The sequence below is a fragment of the Frankia sp. BMG5.60 genome (genome assembly GCF_059428125.1).
Window position 1 is genome coordinate 7458537 of the sequence record NZ_CM182091.1, and the last position, 18075, is coordinate 7476611.

Genomic DNA, 18075 nt, shown 5'->3' on the forward strand with positions numbered 1-18075 from the left:
GTGGACATATGAGCGAGTCTGTCGACGGGGGCATCATCCAGGTGCGCGATGTCGATCCGACCACGCTCGCGGTCCTCCGCGAGCGTGCCCGATCGCTTGGTCAGTCGTTGTCCGGGTACTTGCGGGACCTGATGGATGCCGACGCGGCCACGGAGACCAACGCCGAGGTCATCGCCCGCATGGCCCGCGACAGGGAACCGGTGGGGCTCACCATGGACGACATCCTCGCGGCGCGCGACGAGGGGCGGCGTTGACCGTCACGTACGTGGTCGACTGCTCGCTCGTCATCGATGTGCTGTCGGTCCGCGATGGCGACGAGGTGCTCCGGCAGCGCCTGTCCGCCCCGCGGACACTGCACGCCCCGCACCATCTCGACGTCGAGGTCGCGTCAACAGTCCGCGGGCTTGCCGCCGGAAAGAAGATCACTGCTCATCGCGGCGAGCAGATGCTGGCTGACTACGCGCGCCTGCGGATCACCCGTCATCCGGTCTGGCCCTACCACCCCCGGATGTGGCAGCTGCGGCACAACCTCGGCGCCTACGACGCCGCCTACATCGCGCTCGCCGAAGCACTCGGCTGCGACCTGCTCACAGGCGACACCAAGCTCAAGAACGCTGCCGGACACCGCGCGACGGTCGTCGTCACCCGGTAGCAGAAGCAGGCAAGGTTCCCTGGTGAACCGCCCACATTCGGGTCCATTGATCGTTCCGACCCTGGTTCTGACCGAGGTGGGGTCTGGCTGCGTCATGGGTGGTGCTCGGCCGGCTTGACCTGGAGCACGCTCGAAGACGCAGACTCGATGATGCCGGTCCATCGCCCCACCTGAGCGCGGCGCCGGCTCATCCCTAATCGGAGAGGACGTCGCCCGAAATGCAGTTCACCCACCTCGGTCGTTCCGGTCTGTCCGTCTCGCGTCTGTGCCTCGGCACGATGAACTTCGGCCCCCTGACCAGCGAGGACGACTCCCATAAGATCATGGATTCGGCGCACGGGTACGGCATCAACTTCTTCGACACGGCCAACGTCTATGGCCTGCGTTCGGCAGGCGTGTCGGGCCTGGGCGAGGGCACGGGCTACACCGAGTCGATCATCGGTCGCTGGTTCGCGCAGGGCGGCGGGCGCCGGGAGCGCACGGTGCTGGCCACCAAGGTCTACGGCGCCATGGGGGAGTGGCCCAACGAGGGCAGGCTGTCGGCGCTCAACATCCGCCGTGCCCTGGACGCGAGCCTGACCCGCCTGCAGACCGACTACATCGATCTTTACCAGTTCCACCACGTCGACCGCGCCACCCCGTGGGATGAGATCTGGCAGGCCGTCGACGTCGCCATCGCGGCCGGAAAGATCCTCTACGTCGGCAGCAGCAACTTCGCGGGCTGGCACATCGCCCAGGCGCAGGCCGCCGCGGCCCAGCGCGGGACGTTCGGCCTGGTCAGCGAGCAGCCGATCTACAACCTCCTCACCCGCGAGGTCGAGCTGGAGGTGCTGCCCGCCGCGCAGCACTACGGCGTGGGCCTGCTGCCGTGGTCGCCGCTGCAGAGCGGGCTGCTCGGTGGCGTGCTGCGCAAGGAGCGCGAGAGCAGGCGGCGTCTCGAAGGGCGTGCCGCGCAGACCCTGGAGGCCAGACGCCCCCAGATCGAGGCCTACGAGGACTTCGCCGCCGAGCTCGGCCACGAGCCCGGCGACATCGCGCTCGCCTGGCTGCTGCACCAGCCGGCCGTCACCGCGCCGATCGTCGGTCCGCGCATCCAGCAGCATCTTGACGACGCCGTCCGGGCCCTCGACGTCCACCTGGACGAGAAGTCGCTCGCCCGGCTGGACGAGATTTTCCCGGGCTATCGGACGGCCCCCGAGCACTTCGCCTGGTAGCGAAGACCGCCCTCTGCGTCAACCGCCGATCTGGTCCCTGCCACATTGGAGCGATCCCCCGGGGTGAAGGCCAGAGGTCGGCTGGGAGTTCGGGGTGACGGTCGCGGCCAGCCTGCTGCCCGAGTGACCGGTCGGGCACGCCCGGCGTGGCCCGGTGGATCGTCACGCTAGAGTCCGCCGAATGCCGATCAATGAGGTTTGTCAGCGGTGATGGGGCGGACACACGCGCTGAGCGGTGCGGCGCTCTGGCTGGCCGTCGTGCCCTTCCTGGGCCGGGAGGACTGGCTGGGGACCTACGCGCTGTCGTTGTCGTCCCATCAGGTGATCGCCGGCGGGGTGGTGGCCGCGGGTGCGGGCCTGCTGCCCGACGTCGACCATCCCAACGGCCGGATCGCGAACACCCTCGGCCCGGTCACCCGGACGATGTGCCGATGGGTGAGCCGGGCCAGCGGCGGCCATCGGCACGCCACCCACTCCCTGCTTTTCGCGCTCGCCATGGGCGTTGCGATGAGCCTGTTGGCGGACCATTCACGGTATGGCTGGTGGGCGGCACTGTTCGTCCTCGTCGGCTTCGGGCTGCGCGGCCTTGGCCTGGACTTCGAGGGGCACGAGTTCTGGTCGGGTCTGAAGGACTGCGTGACGGCCGGGGTCGCCGTCTATCTGATGCACGGCCTGGACATGAGCTTCGTCGCCTACCCGGTTGTCCTGGGGTGCCTCGCGCACCTGATCGGTGACTGCCTGACCCCCCGAGGCTGCCTCCTGCTCTGGCCGGTGAACTGGCGGATGGAGATCGTCCTGGTCCCCCGCACCGACGGGAGGGCCGAACGCCTGGTGGTGGTGCCTGTGTTGGCCGGCGTCATCGTCATCCTGACGGTCCACGCGCTGGACGGCGGCCTCCTGTCCCACCGGTTGCGCTGATGCCTGTCCGACCGCGCTCACCCGTCCGCCCTGCCCAATGCACGGTCGGTCGGGTCGGTCGGGTCGGTCGACCGGGACCGGCGACGACTTCGGCCGCGGTCTGCGGATCGCCGTGGTGGTCCTGGCCAGGGGAGATGCTCTTATAGCGGTATGTGGACAGGGGTAACGAGGGCAGCCGCGCCCACGAGGATGGTCCGTCAGGGCGCTGACGGGACAGTCCGGTGAGGACCAGTCGCCTGGAGGCGTTCAGTGACGGTGTGCTGGCCATCATCATCACGATCATGGTGCTCGAGCTGAAGGTCCCCGAGGGGCACACGTTCGCGGACCTGCGGCACACCACCGGGAAGGGCCTGCTCAGCTACCTTCTCAGCTTCGTGTACGTCGGGATCTACTGGAACAACCACCATCACATGTTCCAGTTGGCCCGCCGGGTGACCGGTGGCGTGCTCTGGGCGAACCTCGGCCTGCTGTTCTGCCTGTCGCTGCTCCCGTTCACGACCACCTGGACCGACGAGTCGGACTACGCACGCTTCCCGGTCGTCCTGTTCGGGCTGAACCTGCTGGCGGCGGCCTTTGCCTACGTCGTGCTCCAATGGGTGGTCATCCGGGCGCACGGCCCCGACTCCCCGCTCAGACAGGCCGTCGGATGGGATCTCAAGGGCAAGATCTCGCCGCTGTTCTATCTCTTCGGCATGCTGTCCGCGCAGTTCGTCGACACCGACGGCAGGCTCGGCGTGATCATCGCAAGCGCCTGCTACACCATCGTCGCGCTGATCTGGGTCGTCCCCGACCGCCGCATCGGCCGCGCCGTCCGCGATTTCGGCTCCCCGGACTGACGGCCCCGCGGCGCCAGGACCATCACGACCGGCCTGCCAGATAGGACAGGCTTTCCCGGTATTCGCCGCGCGGCATTCCGGAACGCTGCGCCTGCCCGGGTGATCGTGGCCCGGTGCTGCGGCTCGACGACCGGCTTTACCTCCACCAGCGGTCCAACCGGCGATCACCCGCCGGCGGACGTGGCGGTTGTCCGCAGGACAGCGCATGCGCCCTGAAACCGCTGCCGAGAACGCGCCCAGATTGTTGTTCATGTGTTACGGACGCATGGCGTGATGTTGCGTACGCGCGGCCGCGTGGTGTGGCATGAGGGCACCACTGTTCCTGGAGGGAAACGTCATGCCGACGACCGATACCTCGACGGCCGGCGAGCCCGGCCCTGCCGCCGGGCAGCCCGCCACGGTCAGCACGGCGCCGGGCGACGGCAACCGCGACAGCCATGTCACCGGCGGCAGTCACGGCACTGCGCGGGACGGGTCCACCTCGGGTGCCGCGCGCCCCGGCCTGCGGGAGTTTCTCGTCCACAAGCGCGCGGCCGTGCTGGCCCGCGAGGGCGCGATCGCCGCGGGCACCTTCTCGGGTCCGGCGGTGCTGCGGGCGCAGTCCGTCGAGGCGGAGTACCCGCTGCTTGCCCTGTTCACGAACCCCCAGACGATTACCGGTTCGCTGGTGCACACCGCGAGCGGCCGACCGGCGCCCGAGCCGTCCGCCGAGGTGAAGGCGGGAGACCGCGGATGACCGCGGCGGAGTTCCTCTGGTACATCCCGAACGAGGTCCGGCCCGGGCACCGCGGCGACGACACGGCGGCGGGCCACAACAGTCTCGACACGCTGACCCGGCAGGCCGTCGCGATCGAGCGGCACGGCTGGCGGGGAGCGCTGCTCGGCGCCGGATGGAGCCGGCCGGACACCTTCACCGTCGCCACGGCCCTGGTGGCGCGTACGGCCAGCTTCGAGCCGCTCATCGCCGTGCGTCCCGGCTACTGGGGCCCGGCGCACTTCGCCGCCGCCGCGGCCACCCTCGACCATCTGTCGGGCGGGCGGGTGCGGGTCAACATCGTCTCGGGCCGGGACGAGCTCGCGGCGTACGGCGACAGCGACGCGGGCCAGGCGCAGCGCTACGCCCGCACCGGCGAGTTCATGCGACTGGTCCGCCGGCTGTGGACCGAACAGGACGTCACCCACCGTGGCGAGCACTTCCAGGTGACCGACTCGACCCTCGGTCTCCGGGTCCAGGCGCGCCCGGGCCGGCCTCACCCGAAGCTCTACTTCGGCGGGGCCTCCGACGCGGCGGAACGGGTCGCGGCCGCGGAGGCGGACGTGCAGCTCTTCTGGGGTGAGCCGCTCGACGGCATCGCCGAACGCGTCGCGCGCCTGCGGGAGCTGAGCGAGAAGCTGGGCCGCGAGCACCCGCCGCTGGAGTTCGGGCTGCGCGTCACCACGGTCGTCCGCGACACCACCGCGCAGGCCTGGGCCGATGCCGAGGCCAAGGTCGCCGACCTGGCTGCCCGCCAGGATGACCTCCCCGAAGGCCGCGGCCGCTTCCACGCCGTCGGCCAGCGGCGCCTGCTCGACCTGCAGACGCGCGGTGAGGTCCTGGACGACAACCTCTACACCGCGCCGGGTCGGATCGGCGGCGAGGGCGCCGGCACGACCTGGCTGGTCGGCTCGGCGGCGGACGTCGCGAAGTCCCTGAGCCGGTACGCCGACCTGGGGATCACCCACTTCGTCCTGTCGGACACGCCCTACCTACAGGAGATCGAGCGTCAGGGCAACCAGCTGTTGCCCCTGCTCAGGACGCCCGGGTGACCCGGCTGCGGCGTCGCCGACGACCGACTGACGGCAGACCACGGTGGCACGGCCGGCCGGCTGGGCCGGCTGCGGCGCGGTCTCATCCAGACTCTCGCGGCCTCGCAGAAAACCGCCAGGCAACGCCGGCATGCCGGCGAACGGCTCGTTTCCCCGCTCGACTGTCAGCACGCAGAGTCGTCCGGCTCGGATCGTCACGATCACGAGATCCGCGGTGAGCGTGACCGTCGTGCGGGGGCGGCTCATCCCGCGAGGTTACTGATCCGCCGGCCCGTGGCGCGTCTCCCATCGTGCCGTCAGGTCGGCTTGGTCAGAAGGACCCGGGATTTGTTCAGCGCCCAGGACCGCCCTGGCGCAGCGACCGCTCGACTCGTCTGCTTCAGTGTCGCGGGCATCAGCGCGCGCTTGCGACGACCGCCGCGAAGTCACCGGACATCATGCCTGTCGGCCCCCCGGATCTCTACGCGGAAGGGTGAGGGCGTCCCATCCAGGAAAGGTATTTCGTCGTGCCGCCGGCGGGCCGAGAGCAGGTCGTCGAGGTTGTCCCGGGCCCAGTTCCGGGCCGCCTCGACCAGGTGCAGCAACGTCCGGCCGAGGGCGGTCAGCTGGTACTCCACCCGGGGCGGATTCTCGTTGAAGACGCTTCTGGTCAGCAGGCCGTCGCGTTCCATCGCGCGCAGGGTGTCGGTCAGGACCTTCGCGCTCACCGCGCCGAGGAGCTGCCTGAGCTCGGAGAACCGCCGCGGCCGGGCCTCGAGGCACAGGACGACCATCGCGGTCCACTTGTCGCCGATCTGCACCGGGAAGGCGCTCATCGGGCAGGCCGGGTCGAAGGTCGGGGCGTCGGCCGCTTTCTCCACACCGCCAACGGTAACCGGTCACGTTGCGGTAACCGGCCTACCGCGTTCTAGCTTGGCCGCCATGACGGAAAACAGCCCAGGAGCACGAGCCGCCCAGGCGGTATCTCGATCGGAAACACCGGCGCGGGTCGTCGTGCTCGGTGCCGGTGGTCGCGCGGGACGCGCCGTCAGCCGGGAGTTCGTCACCCGGGGGCATCGGGTGACCGGCGTGGTACGTGACGCCGGGCGGCACCGGTCGTTGGGAGATCTCGGTGTCGAGGTGGCCGAGGGGGATGCGACCCGCGGCGCCGACCTCGTCGACGTTCTGCGTGACGCCGACATCATCGTGGTCGCGGTGACGCCCTTCTCGGCGCCGCCGCCCTCGTTCGACGGCTTTGACGAGGCGTTCTACGAACACATCGTCGCCGGTGTCGTCGGCGCCGCGCGGACGTCGCCGGCCACCCGGTTGATCACGATTGGGTTGTTCGCCACGCTGACCCTGGACGACGGCGCAACGGTGATGGACGATCCCGGCGTCTTTCCGCCGTGGCTGTTGCCTTTCGCGCGCGCGCACGCGCGTGAGCTGCCCGCGCTGCGCCGCCGCGCGTCCGGCCTCGACTGGTTGATCATCACCCCACCGGCCGGGTTGCAGGTCGACGGCGTGGCGGATGCGGCGGGCTACGTGCTCGCCGAACTGCCGCTCGACCGCCGCCTCGCCGGGGGCGCACTCGGCTACGGCCAGCTCGCGCGGGCTGTGGCGGATCAGGCCGAGACCCCGACCCTGCACCAGACCCAGGTGGCCGTCCTGCCCACGGTTAAGGAGATCATCGAGTAGCGGTCGACGGAGTCGAGGGCCCGGCCCACGGCGCGACGTTCGTGCTGAATCGCCTGCGGCTGCTGCCCGACGTGATCGATGATGGGGTCGGCTGCAGCGGTGTCGAGCGGACGGGAACCCGAGGAGGGTCCGATGTTCGAGAGATTCAGCGACGGTGCCCGGCGGGCCGTCGTCCACGCGCAGGAGGAGTCCAGGTCGCTCGGCCACGACCGGATCGGCGTGGAGCATGTCCTGCTCGGCCTGCTTCACGAGGACACCGCGCCGGCGGACGCCGTCCTGGGTGCGTTCGGACTCACGCTGGCGGCGGGCCGGTCGGCGGTCGCGGCGGCCGTGGGTGCGAGCGAGCACACGTCAGCACGGCAGATCCCGTTCACCCCGCGCGCGAAGCTGGTCCTGGAGAAGTCGCTGCAGGCGGCTCAGCGGCTCCAGCACACGTTCATCGGCCCTGGCCATCTTCTGCTCGGGCTGCTGGGCGAGGACCAGGGCGTCGCCGCCGACATCCTCGCTCGTCACGGCGTCGACCCCGAGGAAGCCGGCCACCGAGTGCTCGCCGCCATCGCCGCCAGGGGGGAAGTCCCGCTGTCCGAGGTGATGTACTCGCCGCGCCGGGACGCCGTCACCGGCGCCAACGCGCGGGCTCGTGAGCTCGCCGAGCAGCTCGGCCAGGCCCAGGCGGCGAAGGACGCCGCCATCGACGAGGGTGACTTCGCCGCCGCGACCGCGATGCGTGCACGCGAGCGGGCCCTGCTCGCGGAACGCGCCCGGTTGATCACCAAGCTGCGGCCCGGCGGCCAGACCCCACCGCCGGCCACCTCACCGGAGTAGCCGCGGCACGCCGCGTGGGACGCACGACACCTTTTCGCCGTCGCCGCCCGGGAATGCCTGAATGTCGCGATGCCCGCCGGAGTGTGAGCCTGGCAACGGCACCCTCCTCGACCTGGCCGGAAGCCGGGTAATCCACAAACTATCGGCCTGACGACAGGCGTTCCGGAGCTGGGACCGGCCGGCCCGTGGGTAGCTTTCATCTCGACGCACTCGCAACGTCTCGCCGGAAGTCGGAAAAGCTCGTGAATGTGGGCGGGAATTCCCGGAACCATGCGCGGGGTCGACCAGAGGTAAACGGGCGGGTCGTCGAAGGAATGTGTGGAGAACTGGGCGGGCCGGCTGTCGGCCCGCCTCGCGCGAAGGAGAGCCAGGAACATGTCCGCTAAGAAGATCGGCCTCGCCTTCACGACCATCGCCGCCACCGCGGGGCTTGTTTTCGGTGGTGCGACGATGGCGAGCGCAACCACGGGACTGTCCGCCGGCGTCCAGGCGGGAACGGGCGGGAACTCCGCGCCCGGCCTGGCCACGGCGGTCAACACGTCGTTGTCGGCGGGTGAGCTGGCGAACGTGACCGCGGCGCTCAAGGCCAAGGACTCGTCGGTCGCGGTCACCAGCGTGGTGAAGAACTCCGACGGGTCCTACCTGGTGGTCGGAACCAAGGCCGGCGTCACGGTGAAGTACCTCGTCAGCGCGGACCTGAAGACCGTCACGCAGATCGCGGCCGGGTAGCTCGCACGGCACCGGGGCTCGGGTTCTCACGGCCCGGGCCCCGGTTTGGTATCAGGATGGCATCGGCTCCACCACCGACCTCGTCGACGACGAGGCGTTCGAGCTCGTCATGGACGCGGCGCAGGGGATCGCCGACGTCCAGCAGACTGCCGATCGGCTGTGCGTCGTCCTGGCGGACCGCGACTGGTACTGCGGCCCTCACCTCGGGGTCGGCTGTTTGCGGGTGATGCGGTAATGGAGGACGAGGAAGGGGATGCCGAAAAGAAAGAACGAGTGTTCCGCGCATAGCTCGTCCTCGTCCCGGTGGACGTCGAGTTCCTCGGCGAACCCGTGGACCGCCAGGGCAGTGAGGCTGCCGTCCGTCGGGTCGCGATAGGCAAGGTAGTGGCCGGGGTGCTCCTGATCGCTCCGGCTGGTCAGGGTCAGCCCGCCGTCGGCCCGGCCGCGGGGCAGGAGCGTCGCCGTGAAACTCGCCTGGGGCAGTGGAAAGCCGACGCTGACGTAACCGCGGTCGCGGTGCCGGTAGGTGGTGTAGATGCCGACGTAGATGGGCTCGTCGGTATCGGCGAACGAGCGGATCCAGCCGCGGACCGCCACCGCCTCGGTGCCCGGTGTGGTGCCCGGTGTGGTGCCCGGCGTGGTGCCCGGCGTGGTGATGGTGTCGATGCGGCTGCGGATGCCGCGCTGGGTGTCACGCTGGTTCATGGGCACGTTCGCCTGCCCGAGCGGGCGCGCCAGCGCGGTTCGATACAACAGGTAGCCGGGGCGCACCCACAGCCGCCACCGCGGCACGATGTCGAGGGTGAACCGGGTGGTGTGCTCGTAGAACTCGCGGACCAGCGGATCCACGTCGGCGGGGTCGAGATCCGGGCCGGCCAGGTCGTCCAGGGAGGCGACGATCCCCACGTCGACGGCATCGGCGACGTAGTGGCCGCCGAGCTCCTCGGCCAGCTCCCGGACGTAGCCGGTGCCGACCCGGCGGGAGCGCGACTGCCGGGGCACGACGAAGGGCAGCCGCTGCGCGGGGACCCGTTCGGCGAGCAGACTCACCTGCGGATCGCGGAAGACCAGCGGCGAGACACTCCGGTAGGCCGCCATCGTGATGCTGGCTGCCGCCGCCGGCGGTACCGGGCGCCCGCGTGCCGCGAGCGCCGTGCCCACCGCCGCTCCGAACAGCGGCCCGAGCAGCACCTTCTGCGGCCGCAGCCCCAGCAGGCCGCCGACGCCTCCGGTCGCCGCGCCCACCGTGACGGGGCCGGCGCCGGCCAACAGCCCGGCCGCCCACCCGGCGGGGGCGACGAGCGCCGCGCTGGTCGCTATCCGCTGCCACAGGGCGGGTAGTTCGCCCGGCCGCTGCCGAGCACGGGCCACCGCCTCGGAGGCCGCCAGCGCGACCGCTCCCGTGAGGCCGCCCACGCCGACCCCGCGTCGTCCTCGATGAGCGCCGAGGGCTGCTCCGGCCATGCCCCCGATGACGGCGGCGGACAGGACGGCCGCCCGGACGTCCGTGGAGGTCGTGCCCTGGTCGTGCACGCGGACAACCTATCTGTCGACCTGTCGACCGGCGCGCCCTCGGCTGCCGGCGGACTCGGCCGGGCGCCGACGGCTCAACCCGCACCTGCGGGGAATGACTTCGCTGCGTAGTTCTCTGGATGCCGAAAGTCGGCCTCGTCGTCGCGGTCGCCAGGTCCGCCTGACAGGAAATGCCCAGGTTGCCGGGATACGAAGGGGGCGAACGGACAGGAGACGGGCAGACCGGCAGTTCTGAGGGGAGCGTGGATGGCTGAGTACGGACACGACCCGGAACGCGAAGCGCGCCGCGCCGCAGGAGTGTCGCCCAGACGCTCGGCAGCGGCGGACCGCCGGGCGGGCACCCTGCTGGCCGACCCACCGTCGGGGCTGCCCGGCCAGCCACGAACGTCCGATCAGCCACGAACGTCCGATCAGCCACGAACGTCCGATCGGCCACGAACGCTCGATCAGCCACGAACGCTCGGCCAGCCGCGCTCGCCCGGCCAGCCACGGCCGGAGGACCGGCCGTCCGGTCCGATCGGGCCAACCGGGTCGGCCACCGCCCAGGAGCGGGCTGCTTGGGTGACCGGGGCGCCGGAGCGGAGCGTCGCCAGGCGCGGCGGCCGCAACCCCGCGCTGGACGGCGTCCGGGCGCTCGCCGTGCTCTGCGTGCTCGTGTTCCACATGGACTCGCTGCCCGGCGGCTACCTCGGTGTCGACGTGTTCTTCGTGCTCAGCGGTTTCCTGATCACCGGACAGTTGCTGGCCGAATGGGACCGGACCGGCGGGGTGTCCCTCACGCGGTTCTACCTCCGACGGGCCTACCGGCTGCTGCCCGCCTTCTGGCTGCTGGCCCTCGTCGGCCTCACGGCGGTCGTCCTGCTGGGGATCGGCACGGCCGGCGAGCGCAGCGAGTTCCTGGACAGCCTGGCCGCGTCGGCGCTGTATGTGAACAACTACTTCCAGGTGGTGCGGCAGAGCACGGGGGCCGGCTGGCTGGGGCACACCTGGTCGCTGTCGCTGGAAGAACAGTTCTACCTGCTGTGGCCGCTGGTGCTGGTGGCCCTGTGCCGCCGGCCGTGGCCGGCCCGCCGGCTGCCCGTGGTCCTGCTGGGTGGGGTGGCCGGGGTCGCGCTGTGGCGCAACGCGCTGGTCACGTCCGGGGCTCCGGGGACGCGGACCTACTTCGCCCTGGACACCCGCGCCGACGCGCTGCTGGTCGGCTGCGCGCTCGCCGCCTGGCTGCGGGCGGCGCGCCTGGGAGCGGCCGGCGAGGACGGCGCGGCTGGTGGGACCGGGACGGCTGGTGGGACTGGGACGGTGAGCGGGACTGGGACGGCGAGCGGGACTGGGACGGCTGGCGAGGGTGTGGCGGCCGGCGGGGGGCTGGCGGCGCTGTGCTGGCGGCGCCGTCTCGACCGTGTCAGGGCCGTCCTGCCGGTGGCCGGACCGGTCGCGCTCGGGCTGCTGGCGGTGGCGACGGTGACCGCGCCGAGCGGCTGGGGTGAGGGGTCGGCCCTGCTGTCCCGCGGCGGTTACACGGTGGTCGCGCTGCTCGCCGGCGCCCTCATCCTCACCCTGGAGCAGGGCGCGACGACGAGCTGGCTGTTCCGCGCCCTCGCCGCCCGCCCGCTGGCCTGGCTCGGCCGGATCTCCTACGGCTTCTACCTCTGGCACTTTCCCGTGGTCGCGTACTGGGGCCGCGACCTGACCGGTGCGCTCGGCCGGTGGCCGGCGATCGTGGTGGTCGGCCTCATCTCGGTGGCCCTGGCGGCCGCGTCGTACTACCTGCTCGAACAGCCCGTCCAGCGGCGCCGCCCCGCGGGGCCGCGGCCCCGGCCGCCCCGTGCGAGCCCGCCGCGCCGCCTGCCGGCGTTGGCGGGCAGCCGCGGGAGCCGGTGACGGAGAGCGCGGGTCAGGCGTCGATCGCGGTGTCCCGGGCGACCTTCTCCCAGGCGGTGATGTCCGCGCGGACGCCGTCGAGGTGGTTGATGATCGCGTCGATCGCGCCGGATCCCGCGGCGCGCATGTGCGGCAGGACGGCTCGGACCAGCGCCGCCGGGCCGAACTCGTGGACGTCGAAAAGGGATCGAAGCTCGGCGTCGGGCTCAGGCTGCGCCAGGTCAGTTGGAACGACCCGACCGCCGGACTGGCAGGCGGGTCCAGCGACGTGGCCTTCGTCTGGCTGCCGCTCGGCGACGCCGAGCGCTACACGTGGATCGTCGTCGCCGCGGAACCGCGCCACGTCGCCCTGCCCCGGACGCATCGGTTGGCGTCCAGGGAGACCGTCGACTTCGCAGACCTGCTCGACGAGCCGTTCCTCGCCTAGCCGCGCAGCGCGGGACGGCTGCGGGACTACTGGCTCGCGCTCGACGCCCGCGGCGGACGCCCACCGGTGATCGGTGCCGAGATCGCGGGCGCGGACGAGAAGTACGAGGCCCTTGTCGGTGGCTACGGCGTCTGCCTGTTGGCGATGGGGAACGCCCCGCTGGTCACCCGCGGAGGTGTCGTCACCCGTCCCGTCGTCGGCGTCTCACCCAGCCGGTTGGCGGTGGCCTGGCATACCGATGACCGCCGTCCGCTCGTCCAGGCCTGCGCGCGTGCCGTCCGCCTGGCCGTCGGGGACGGCGGCCCGGCCGGAGCCGGGGCCGGTGACGGGGCCGGGTTCGGTCGCTAACGTGACGCGACATGTACGCGATCGCGACCCGGCGAAGAAGCCAGCCGCCTCCGTCCTGGGTGGTCTGGGAGGCGCTGATGAAGCCGAACCGGGACCCGCAGCGGCAATGGTTGACCCTGCGTCGGGGTGAAGCCGCGCCGCGGGTGATGGAGTCGACCCGACCCGGGTTGGTCGTCTGGTCGTCGATCTGGGAGGCCCACCCCGACGACCTCATCCGTTTCGACATCGAGTCCATCGGGCACGAGACCGACCTGCGGTGGACCCTGCTGGCCCCGCAGGAGGCACCGCCCGACGTCGTCGTCCCGCGGCGAAAGCGCCTGAACGAACTCATCAACGCGCAGCTCCGATTTTCCTTCGGCCAGTAGGACCTCCTGTCCGGGGCTGGGGAAGTGACCGGAAGTGCAGACAGGGGCAGGGCGCCGTTTCGACGCCTTCGCGGTCGAAGACGGCGCGGTAGCTCGGCAGACCCGACGCGGCGTCGAACTGGTCGTGGACCCGGCCGCGCACCCGTCGGGGTGGCGGGTGCGGCTGAGACAGACGGCCGGCGACCACGGTGGGAACCGGCGGTCCGCCGTCGCCCGGAGGCAGCCGCGTGAGCGGGCGCGGCTCCGGGACCCGCCGGGTGGGGGCGAGGGGCTACAACGGGAGGCGGTTGACCGCGGCGAGGACGGCGTGGACCGAGGCGGTGAGCACGGAGGTGTCCTGGCCGACGCCCCAGTAGTCCGCGTCCCGGTGGCGGATCAGGACGTAGGCCGTGGCGGGGCTGGTGTCACCGCGGTCCATCGCGTGCTCGCCGTAGCCGCGGATCTCGACGTCGACGCCGACGTCCGCGAGCAGCGCCGTCAACGCGGCCCGCGGGCCGTTGCCCAGGCCCCGGGCGTGGTGCTCGCGGCCGGCGATCGACAGCTCGGCGGTGAACTCGTGCTCGCCGGACGCGGTCTCGACGGTCCGCCAGGCCGTCAGGATGATCGGCCCGTCGCGCAGCGGCGCCAGGTAGCGGGCGCGGAACATCTCCCACAGGTCCTTGGGGGTCAGCTCCCGGCCGTCGCGGTCCGCGGCGACCTGGATGGCCCGGGAGAAGTCGGCCTGTAGCCCCTTCGGCAGCTCCAGCCCGTGGTGCAGGTTCAGCAGGTGCGCGATGCCGCCCTTGCCGGACTGGCTGTTCACCCGGATCAGCGCCTCGTAGCTGCGGCCGACATCCGCCGGGTCGATCGGCAGGTAGGGCACGTCCCACAGCGCCTCGGTCGCCGCTATGTCCTGCTCCGCGGCGCGGGCCGCGTGCCACGCCAGGCCCTTGCTGATCGCGTCCTGGTGGGTGCCGGAGAAGGCGGTGTAGGCCAGTTCGCCGCCGTAGGGGTGTCGTGGGTGGACCGGCATCCGGTTGCAGTGCTCGACCGTGTCGCGGACGACGTCGATGTCCGAAAAGTCGATCATCGGGTTGACGCCCTGGGAGTACAGGTTGAGCGCGAGGGTGACCAGGTCGACGTTGCCGGTGCGCTCACCGTTGCCGAACAGGCAGCCCTCGACCCGCTGCGCCCCGGCGAGCAGCGCCAGCTCCGCGCACGCCACCCCGGTGCCCCGGTCGTTGTGGGGATGGACGGACAGGATCACCGAGTCGCGGCGATCCAGGTTGCGGTGCATGTACTCGATCTGGTCGGCGTACACGTTGGGGGTGGCGATCTCGACGGTGGCCGGCAGGTTGTGGATGACCGGCCGCTCGGGGCAGGCGTCCCACCGGGCGGTGAGGCGGTTGCAGACCTCCAGCGCGAAGTCCGGTTCGGTCGCGTTGAAGACCTCCGGGGAGAACTGGAAGCGGACGTCGGGGCAGCGTGGGGAGTCGGCGAGCCGGACCATGTGCCCGGCGACGTTGTGCAGCAGGGCCAGCAGGTCCGCGCGGTCACGGCCGAGGACGACCTGTCGCCACACCGGGGCCGTGGCGACGTAGAGATGCACGACCGTGCGGGGCACCCTCCCTTCGGTGCGAGGCATCCCCTCGATCGAGGCGAAGGTCCGCTCGACGAGGTCGCGCCGCGCCGGGGTGAACACCACCACGGTCACGTCCGGCGGGATGGCGTCGTCGTCGACCAGATGTCGGACGAAGTCGAAGTCGGTCTGACTGGCCGAGGGGTAGCCGACCTCGATCTCCTTGAACCCCATCGCGACCAGCAGGTCGAACATCGCCCGCTTGCGGGGGGTGTCCATCGGCTCGCGCAGCGCCTGGTTGCCGTCGCGCAGGTCCACCGGCACCCACAGCGGCGCCGACTCGAGGCGTCGGGTCGGCCAGACTCGCGCGGCGGGATCGAACGCGGGCAGCCCGGCCCGCTCGTGGGCCGCCCGGTATCGCTGGTGGGGCATCGCGCTGGGGCGCTGCGGGTTCCACCCGGGGGCGTCGGCGGGCATCGGGCCGCGAGGCCTGATCACGGTGGGGAAGCCGGACGAGCCGGCATCGATGATCGGCTCACGGCTCCGCAACCGAGCGTCGGCCCGTCGACTCTTCAGGTTGTCAGACATGTTGTGGCAGTGCCTTCCCATGCTCGGATGAAAGGGGGTCGACCGGAGGCGGGAGCTGACCGCAGCGGGGTGCCCGCCGCTGGTCAGGCCCTGCCGCGGCGGGGAAGGAACGGCCGCCCGCCCGGCGTCACGCGACGTACCATACTCCGCAGATCCATCGGCTTCCCTGGTAAGCGGCTTCTCTACTTCTCTGATAACTGGGGGATGACTGTGCCGCTCGGAGCGCTGCGTCCGACGCCTCTGGTCGAGCAGGCGACCCGTCGCCTTCGTGAGCAGATCACCAGCGGCGAGTGGCCGGTCGGAACCCGGCTGCCGGGTGAGACGACGCTGGCGGCGACGCTCGGGGTGGGCCGCTCGACGGTGCGTGAGGCGCTGCGTGCGCTGGCGGGCGCGGGGATGGTGCAGTCGCGGCAGGGGGCCGGCGTGTTCGTCATCGCCGCCGAGTCCCCGCGGGACTGGCCGGACACGTTGCGCCGTGCCGCCGTCGGGGATGTGTACGAGGTCCGGATGCTCATGGAGGTGCAGGCGGTGTGGCTGGCCGCACAGCGGCGCACCGACGCCGACGTGGCCGCCCTGCGCGCGGCGCTCGCGGGTCGCCGCGCCGCCGCGGCCGGCGGGGACGATGTGGCCTTCGTCGACGCGGACGTCACCCTGCACGTGGCCGTCGTCGCGGCGGCGCACAACCCGGTGCTCGACGGTCTGTTCGCCGAGTTCGTGCCCGTGCTACGCCGGGGCCTTGTCGAGCTGGTGGACCTGCTCGGGCTGCGGGCGGCGGAGGTGAATCACGGCGACGCCGCGCACGCCGCCCTCGTCGACGCGGTGGCCGCCGGGGACGGCGCGCGGGCCGGCGAGATCCTGCGGGCCGAGTTGGACCAGACCCTGGCCCAGATCCGGCAGCCGACGACCTGACGACCCTCACGACCTGACGACCCTCACGACCTGGTGGCTCGTGGCGGGTGCGGCGCCGCACCGGGGCCTCGGCCCGGGATGCGCCCGCTGCGCTGGAGCCGGATCGCGGGGCGATCCCGGTGGCGCCCGCGCTCGGCGATGGTGGGGTATGCCCGCGCCGGGCTGGTAGCGTCCGCGATGGCAACAATTGCGGGGTGCCCCGAACGACCGGGGAGAATCGGGAAGCCGGTGCGAATCCGGCACGGGCCCGCCGCGGTAACCGGGAAGTCGCCGTCCACGCGTGCCACGCAGCCACTGGGCCACCGGCCTGGGAAGGCGGACGGTCCGGCGTCGATCCGGGAGTCCGAAGACCGGCCCCGCCGCCACGCCGCCCACCCGGGCGGCCGACAGCGGGAGCCTGCCTTGCCACACCACCGCGACGCCGGGACCACCCCCCGGCCGGACGCCGTGAGCTCGCCCGACTCGGCCCGGCCCGACTCGACGGCCCGGCCCGACTCGACGGCCCGGCGCGACCCGATGGCCCGCTCGGGCCCCGCGATCGGCTCGGGTGCCGACGCCTTGTACGACGCGATCCACCGTCGGCGCGACGTGCGCGGCCAGTTCACCGGAGCGCCGATCCCCGCCGACGCCCTCGGGCGCGTCCTCGCCGCCGCCCACGCCGCGCCGAGTGTCGGGCTCAGCCAGCCCTGGGACTTCATCCGCGTCACCGACGACGGGACGCGTCGGGCCTTCCACGCGCACGTCCAGCACGAACGGGCGGTGTTCGCCGCGACCCTGGCCGGGGAACGGGCCGAACGATTCGCCGGGATCCGGATCGATGGCATCCTCGCCGCGTCGATGTCGCTGGTCGTCACCTACGATCCGGCGCGCGGGGAACCGGCGGTTCTCGGACGGCATGCCATCGCCGATGCGGGCCTGTACTCGGTGTGCCTGGCCATCGAGAACCTGTGGCTCGCCGCGACCGCCGAGGGCCTCGGGGTCGGCTGGGTGTCGTTCTACCGGGAGCCGTTCGTCCAGGAGCTGCTCGGCATCCCGACCGGGATACGGCCGGTCGCCTGGCTGTGCGTCGGCCCCGTGACCCACCTCGAGGCCACCCCCGACCTGGAACGTCACGGCTGGGCGCGGCGGCGTCCCCTGGCCGACGCCATCCACGCCGAACGCTGGCATGGACGTCCCGAGCGGCGCCCCGCGTAGGCCGTCCCGGCGGGGATGGGCGTCAGGGGCGGGCGCGCAGGCCGTCGAGCAGGACGGTCGTCAGCGGATCGTCGGCGCGTGCCCCGGGCCGGCAGACCGCGACGTTGAGCAGGTCGACGACCTGCGTGCCGGTGAGGTCAGCGCGCAGCGACCCCTCGCGCTGAGCGTCCTCGACCAGGCCCGCGAGCAGGGCGTTCAACTCCTCGACCAGGTCTGCCACGGTCGGGTCGACCGGCGAGGTGTCGGTCAGCGACTTGATCAGGGCGAGGGGCAGGCCGGTGCACCGCGCCACGATCCGGACCAGCACCTGCCAGCGCGGCGCGGGGGAGGACAGCTCGGACCGGCCCGCGGCGAGCAGCGTGTGCAGCGCGTCGGCGGCGATGGAGTCCAGCAGCGACCGCCGGTCGGGGAAGTGGCGGTAGAGGGTGCCGACGCCGAGTCCCGCGGCGCGGGCGATCTCCTCCATCGAGACGGCCGCCCCGCGGCGGGCCAGTAGATCGAGCGCGGTGGACGCGATGAGCTCGCGGTTGCGCTGCGCGTCGGCTCGCATGGTCGACTCCCTCCGCTCTCGGTCGTCGTCTCTCGGTCGTCGTCTCTGGATCGTCGTCTCTGGATCGT

18 protein-coding genes, 1 pseudogene and 1 riboswitch are annotated in these 18075 nt (G+C 72.0%); of the genes and pseudogenes, 15 read left to right on the forward strand and 4 right to left on the reverse strand.

Annotated elements, in window-relative coordinates; all coding sequences use genetic code 11:
- The first annotated feature begins 8 nt into the window (after nucleotides 1-8).
- The 7 genes from AC5R91_RS30595 (at nucleotide 9) to AC5R91_RS30625 (ending at nucleotide 5426) form a co-directional block, all read left to right on the forward strand.
- Nucleotides 9-254 (forward strand): hypothetical protein, encoded by a 246-nt coding sequence (locus tag AC5R91_RS30595; protein ID WP_495394754.1) that lies wholly within the window; start codon nucleotides 9-11, stop codon nucleotides 252-254.
- Nucleotides 251-652 (forward strand): type II toxin-antitoxin system VapC family toxin, encoded by a 402-nt coding sequence (locus AC5R91_RS30600; protein WP_495394755.1) that lies wholly within the window; start codon nucleotides 251-253, stop codon nucleotides 650-652. The genes AC5R91_RS30595 and AC5R91_RS30600 overlap by 4 nt, the downstream gene beginning before the upstream one ends.
- A 218-nt stretch (nucleotides 653-870) precedes the next feature.
- Entirely contained in the window at nucleotides 871-1866 is a 996-nt protein-coding gene (locus AC5R91_RS30605; RefSeq protein WP_495394756.1) for an aldo/keto reductase, read from the forward strand.
- Nucleotides 1867-2076: 210 nt separating this feature from the next.
- Nucleotides 2077-2784, forward strand: coding sequence for a metal-dependent hydrolase (locus AC5R91_RS30610; protein WP_495394757.1), 708 nt, complete (start codon nucleotides 2077-2079; stop codon nucleotides 2782-2784).
- Between the two features lie 221 nt (nucleotides 2785-3005).
- Nucleotides 3006-3620, forward strand: coding sequence for a TMEM175 family protein (locus AC5R91_RS30615; protein ID WP_495394758.1), 615 nt, complete (start codon nucleotides 3006-3008; stop codon nucleotides 3618-3620).
- Nucleotides 3621-3957: 337 nt separating this feature from the next.
- Nucleotides 3958-4356: a hypothetical protein gene (locus tag AC5R91_RS30620; protein WP_495394759.1), complete on the forward strand. Its 399-nt coding sequence runs from the start codon at nucleotides 3958-3960 to the stop codon at nucleotides 4354-4356.
- A complete protein-coding gene (locus tag AC5R91_RS30625; protein WP_495394760.1) occupies nucleotides 4353-5426 on the forward strand; it encodes an LLM class flavin-dependent oxidoreductase in 1074 nt (357 codons plus the stop codon). Before AC5R91_RS30620 ends, AC5R91_RS30625 begins: the two co-directional genes overlap by 4 nt.
- A 425-nt stretch (nucleotides 5427-5851) precedes the next feature.
- Here AC5R91_RS30625 and AC5R91_RS30630 read toward each other — a convergent pair whose 3' ends face one another.
- A complete protein-coding gene (locus AC5R91_RS30630) occupies nucleotides 5852-6286 on the reverse strand; it encodes a winged helix-turn-helix transcriptional regulator (protein ID WP_495394761.1) in 435 nt (144 codons plus the stop codon).
- Nucleotides 6287-6419: 133 nt separating this feature from the next.
- Here AC5R91_RS30630 and AC5R91_RS30635 point away from each other — a divergent pair, with 133 nt between their 5' ends.
- The 3 genes from AC5R91_RS30635 (at nucleotide 6420) to AC5R91_RS30645 (ending at nucleotide 8654) form a co-directional block, all read left to right on the forward strand.
- Nucleotides 6420-7100, forward strand: coding sequence for an NAD(P)-dependent oxidoreductase (locus tag AC5R91_RS30635; RefSeq protein WP_495398090.1), 681 nt, complete (start codon nucleotides 6420-6422; stop codon nucleotides 7098-7100).
- 132 nt (nucleotides 7101-7232) lie between these two features.
- Nucleotides 7233-7925 (forward strand): Clp protease N-terminal domain-containing protein, encoded by a 693-nt coding sequence (locus AC5R91_RS30640; RefSeq protein WP_495394762.1) that lies wholly within the window; start codon nucleotides 7233-7235, stop codon nucleotides 7923-7925.
- Between the two features lie 375 nt (nucleotides 7926-8300).
- Nucleotides 8301-8654: a hypothetical protein gene (locus AC5R91_RS30645; protein ID WP_495394763.1), complete on the forward strand. Its 354-nt coding sequence runs from the start codon at nucleotides 8301-8303 to the stop codon at nucleotides 8652-8654.
- Between the two features lie 198 nt (nucleotides 8655-8852).
- Here the strand turns inward: AC5R91_RS30645 and AC5R91_RS30650 are convergent, their stop codons facing one another.
- Nucleotides 8853-10187 (reverse strand): hypothetical protein, encoded by a 1335-nt coding sequence (locus AC5R91_RS30650; RefSeq protein ID WP_495394764.1) that lies wholly within the window; start codon nucleotides 10185-10187, stop codon nucleotides 8853-8855.
- 561 nt (nucleotides 10188-10748) lie between these two features.
- On the opposite strand from AC5R91_RS30650, the gene AC5R91_RS30655 reads away from it, so the two are divergent.
- The 3 genes and pseudogenes from AC5R91_RS30655 (at nucleotide 10749) to AC5R91_RS30665 (ending at nucleotide 13208) form a co-directional block, all read left to right on the forward strand.
- Nucleotides 10749-12068 (forward strand): acyltransferase family protein, encoded by a 1320-nt coding sequence (locus tag AC5R91_RS30655; protein ID WP_495394765.1) that lies wholly within the window; start codon nucleotides 10749-10751, stop codon nucleotides 12066-12068.
- A 169-nt stretch (nucleotides 12069-12237) separates the two neighbouring features.
- Nucleotides 12238-12843, forward strand: a pseudogene (locus tag AC5R91_RS30660) (LysR family substrate-binding domain-containing protein).
- Between the two features lie 11 nt (nucleotides 12844-12854).
- A complete protein-coding gene (locus tag AC5R91_RS30665; RefSeq protein WP_495394766.1) occupies nucleotides 12855-13208 on the forward strand; it encodes a hypothetical protein in 354 nt (117 codons plus the stop codon).
- Between the two features lie 271 nt (nucleotides 13209-13479).
- Here AC5R91_RS30665 and AC5R91_RS30670 read toward each other — a convergent pair whose 3' ends face one another.
- The gene (locus AC5R91_RS30670) at nucleotides 13480-15354 is read right to left on the reverse strand and encodes a 2-isopropylmalate synthase (protein ID WP_495394767.1); all 1875 of its coding nucleotides are present in this window, start codon (nucleotides 15352-15354) and stop codon (nucleotides 13480-13482) included.
- Nucleotides 15355-15558: 204 nt separating this feature from the next.
- Between AC5R91_RS30670 and AC5R91_RS30675 the strand changes: the two genes are divergently transcribed.
- Complete coding sequence (locus AC5R91_RS30675) at nucleotides 15559-16263, forward strand: FadR/GntR family transcriptional regulator (RefSeq protein ID WP_495394768.1); 705 nt, start codon at nucleotides 15559-15561, stop codon at nucleotides 16261-16263.
- 175 nt (nucleotides 16264-16438) lie between these two features.
- Nucleotides 16439-16636, forward strand: a riboswitch (cobalamin riboswitch).
- Nucleotides 16637-16779: 143 nt separating this feature from the next.
- The gene (gene bluB, locus AC5R91_RS30680; RefSeq protein ID WP_495398091.1) at nucleotides 16780-17457 is read left to right on the forward strand and encodes a 5,6-dimethylbenzimidazole synthase; all 678 of its coding nucleotides are present in this window, start codon (nucleotides 16780-16782) and stop codon (nucleotides 17455-17457) included.
- A gap of 22 nt (nucleotides 17458-17479) precedes the next feature.
- Here bluB and AC5R91_RS30685 read toward each other — a convergent pair whose 3' ends face one another.
- Nucleotides 17480-18007 (reverse strand): TetR/AcrR family transcriptional regulator, encoded by a 528-nt coding sequence (locus AC5R91_RS30685; protein ID WP_495394769.1) that lies wholly within the window; start codon nucleotides 18005-18007, stop codon nucleotides 17480-17482.
- Between the last annotated feature and the right edge of the window lie 68 nt (nucleotides 18008-18075).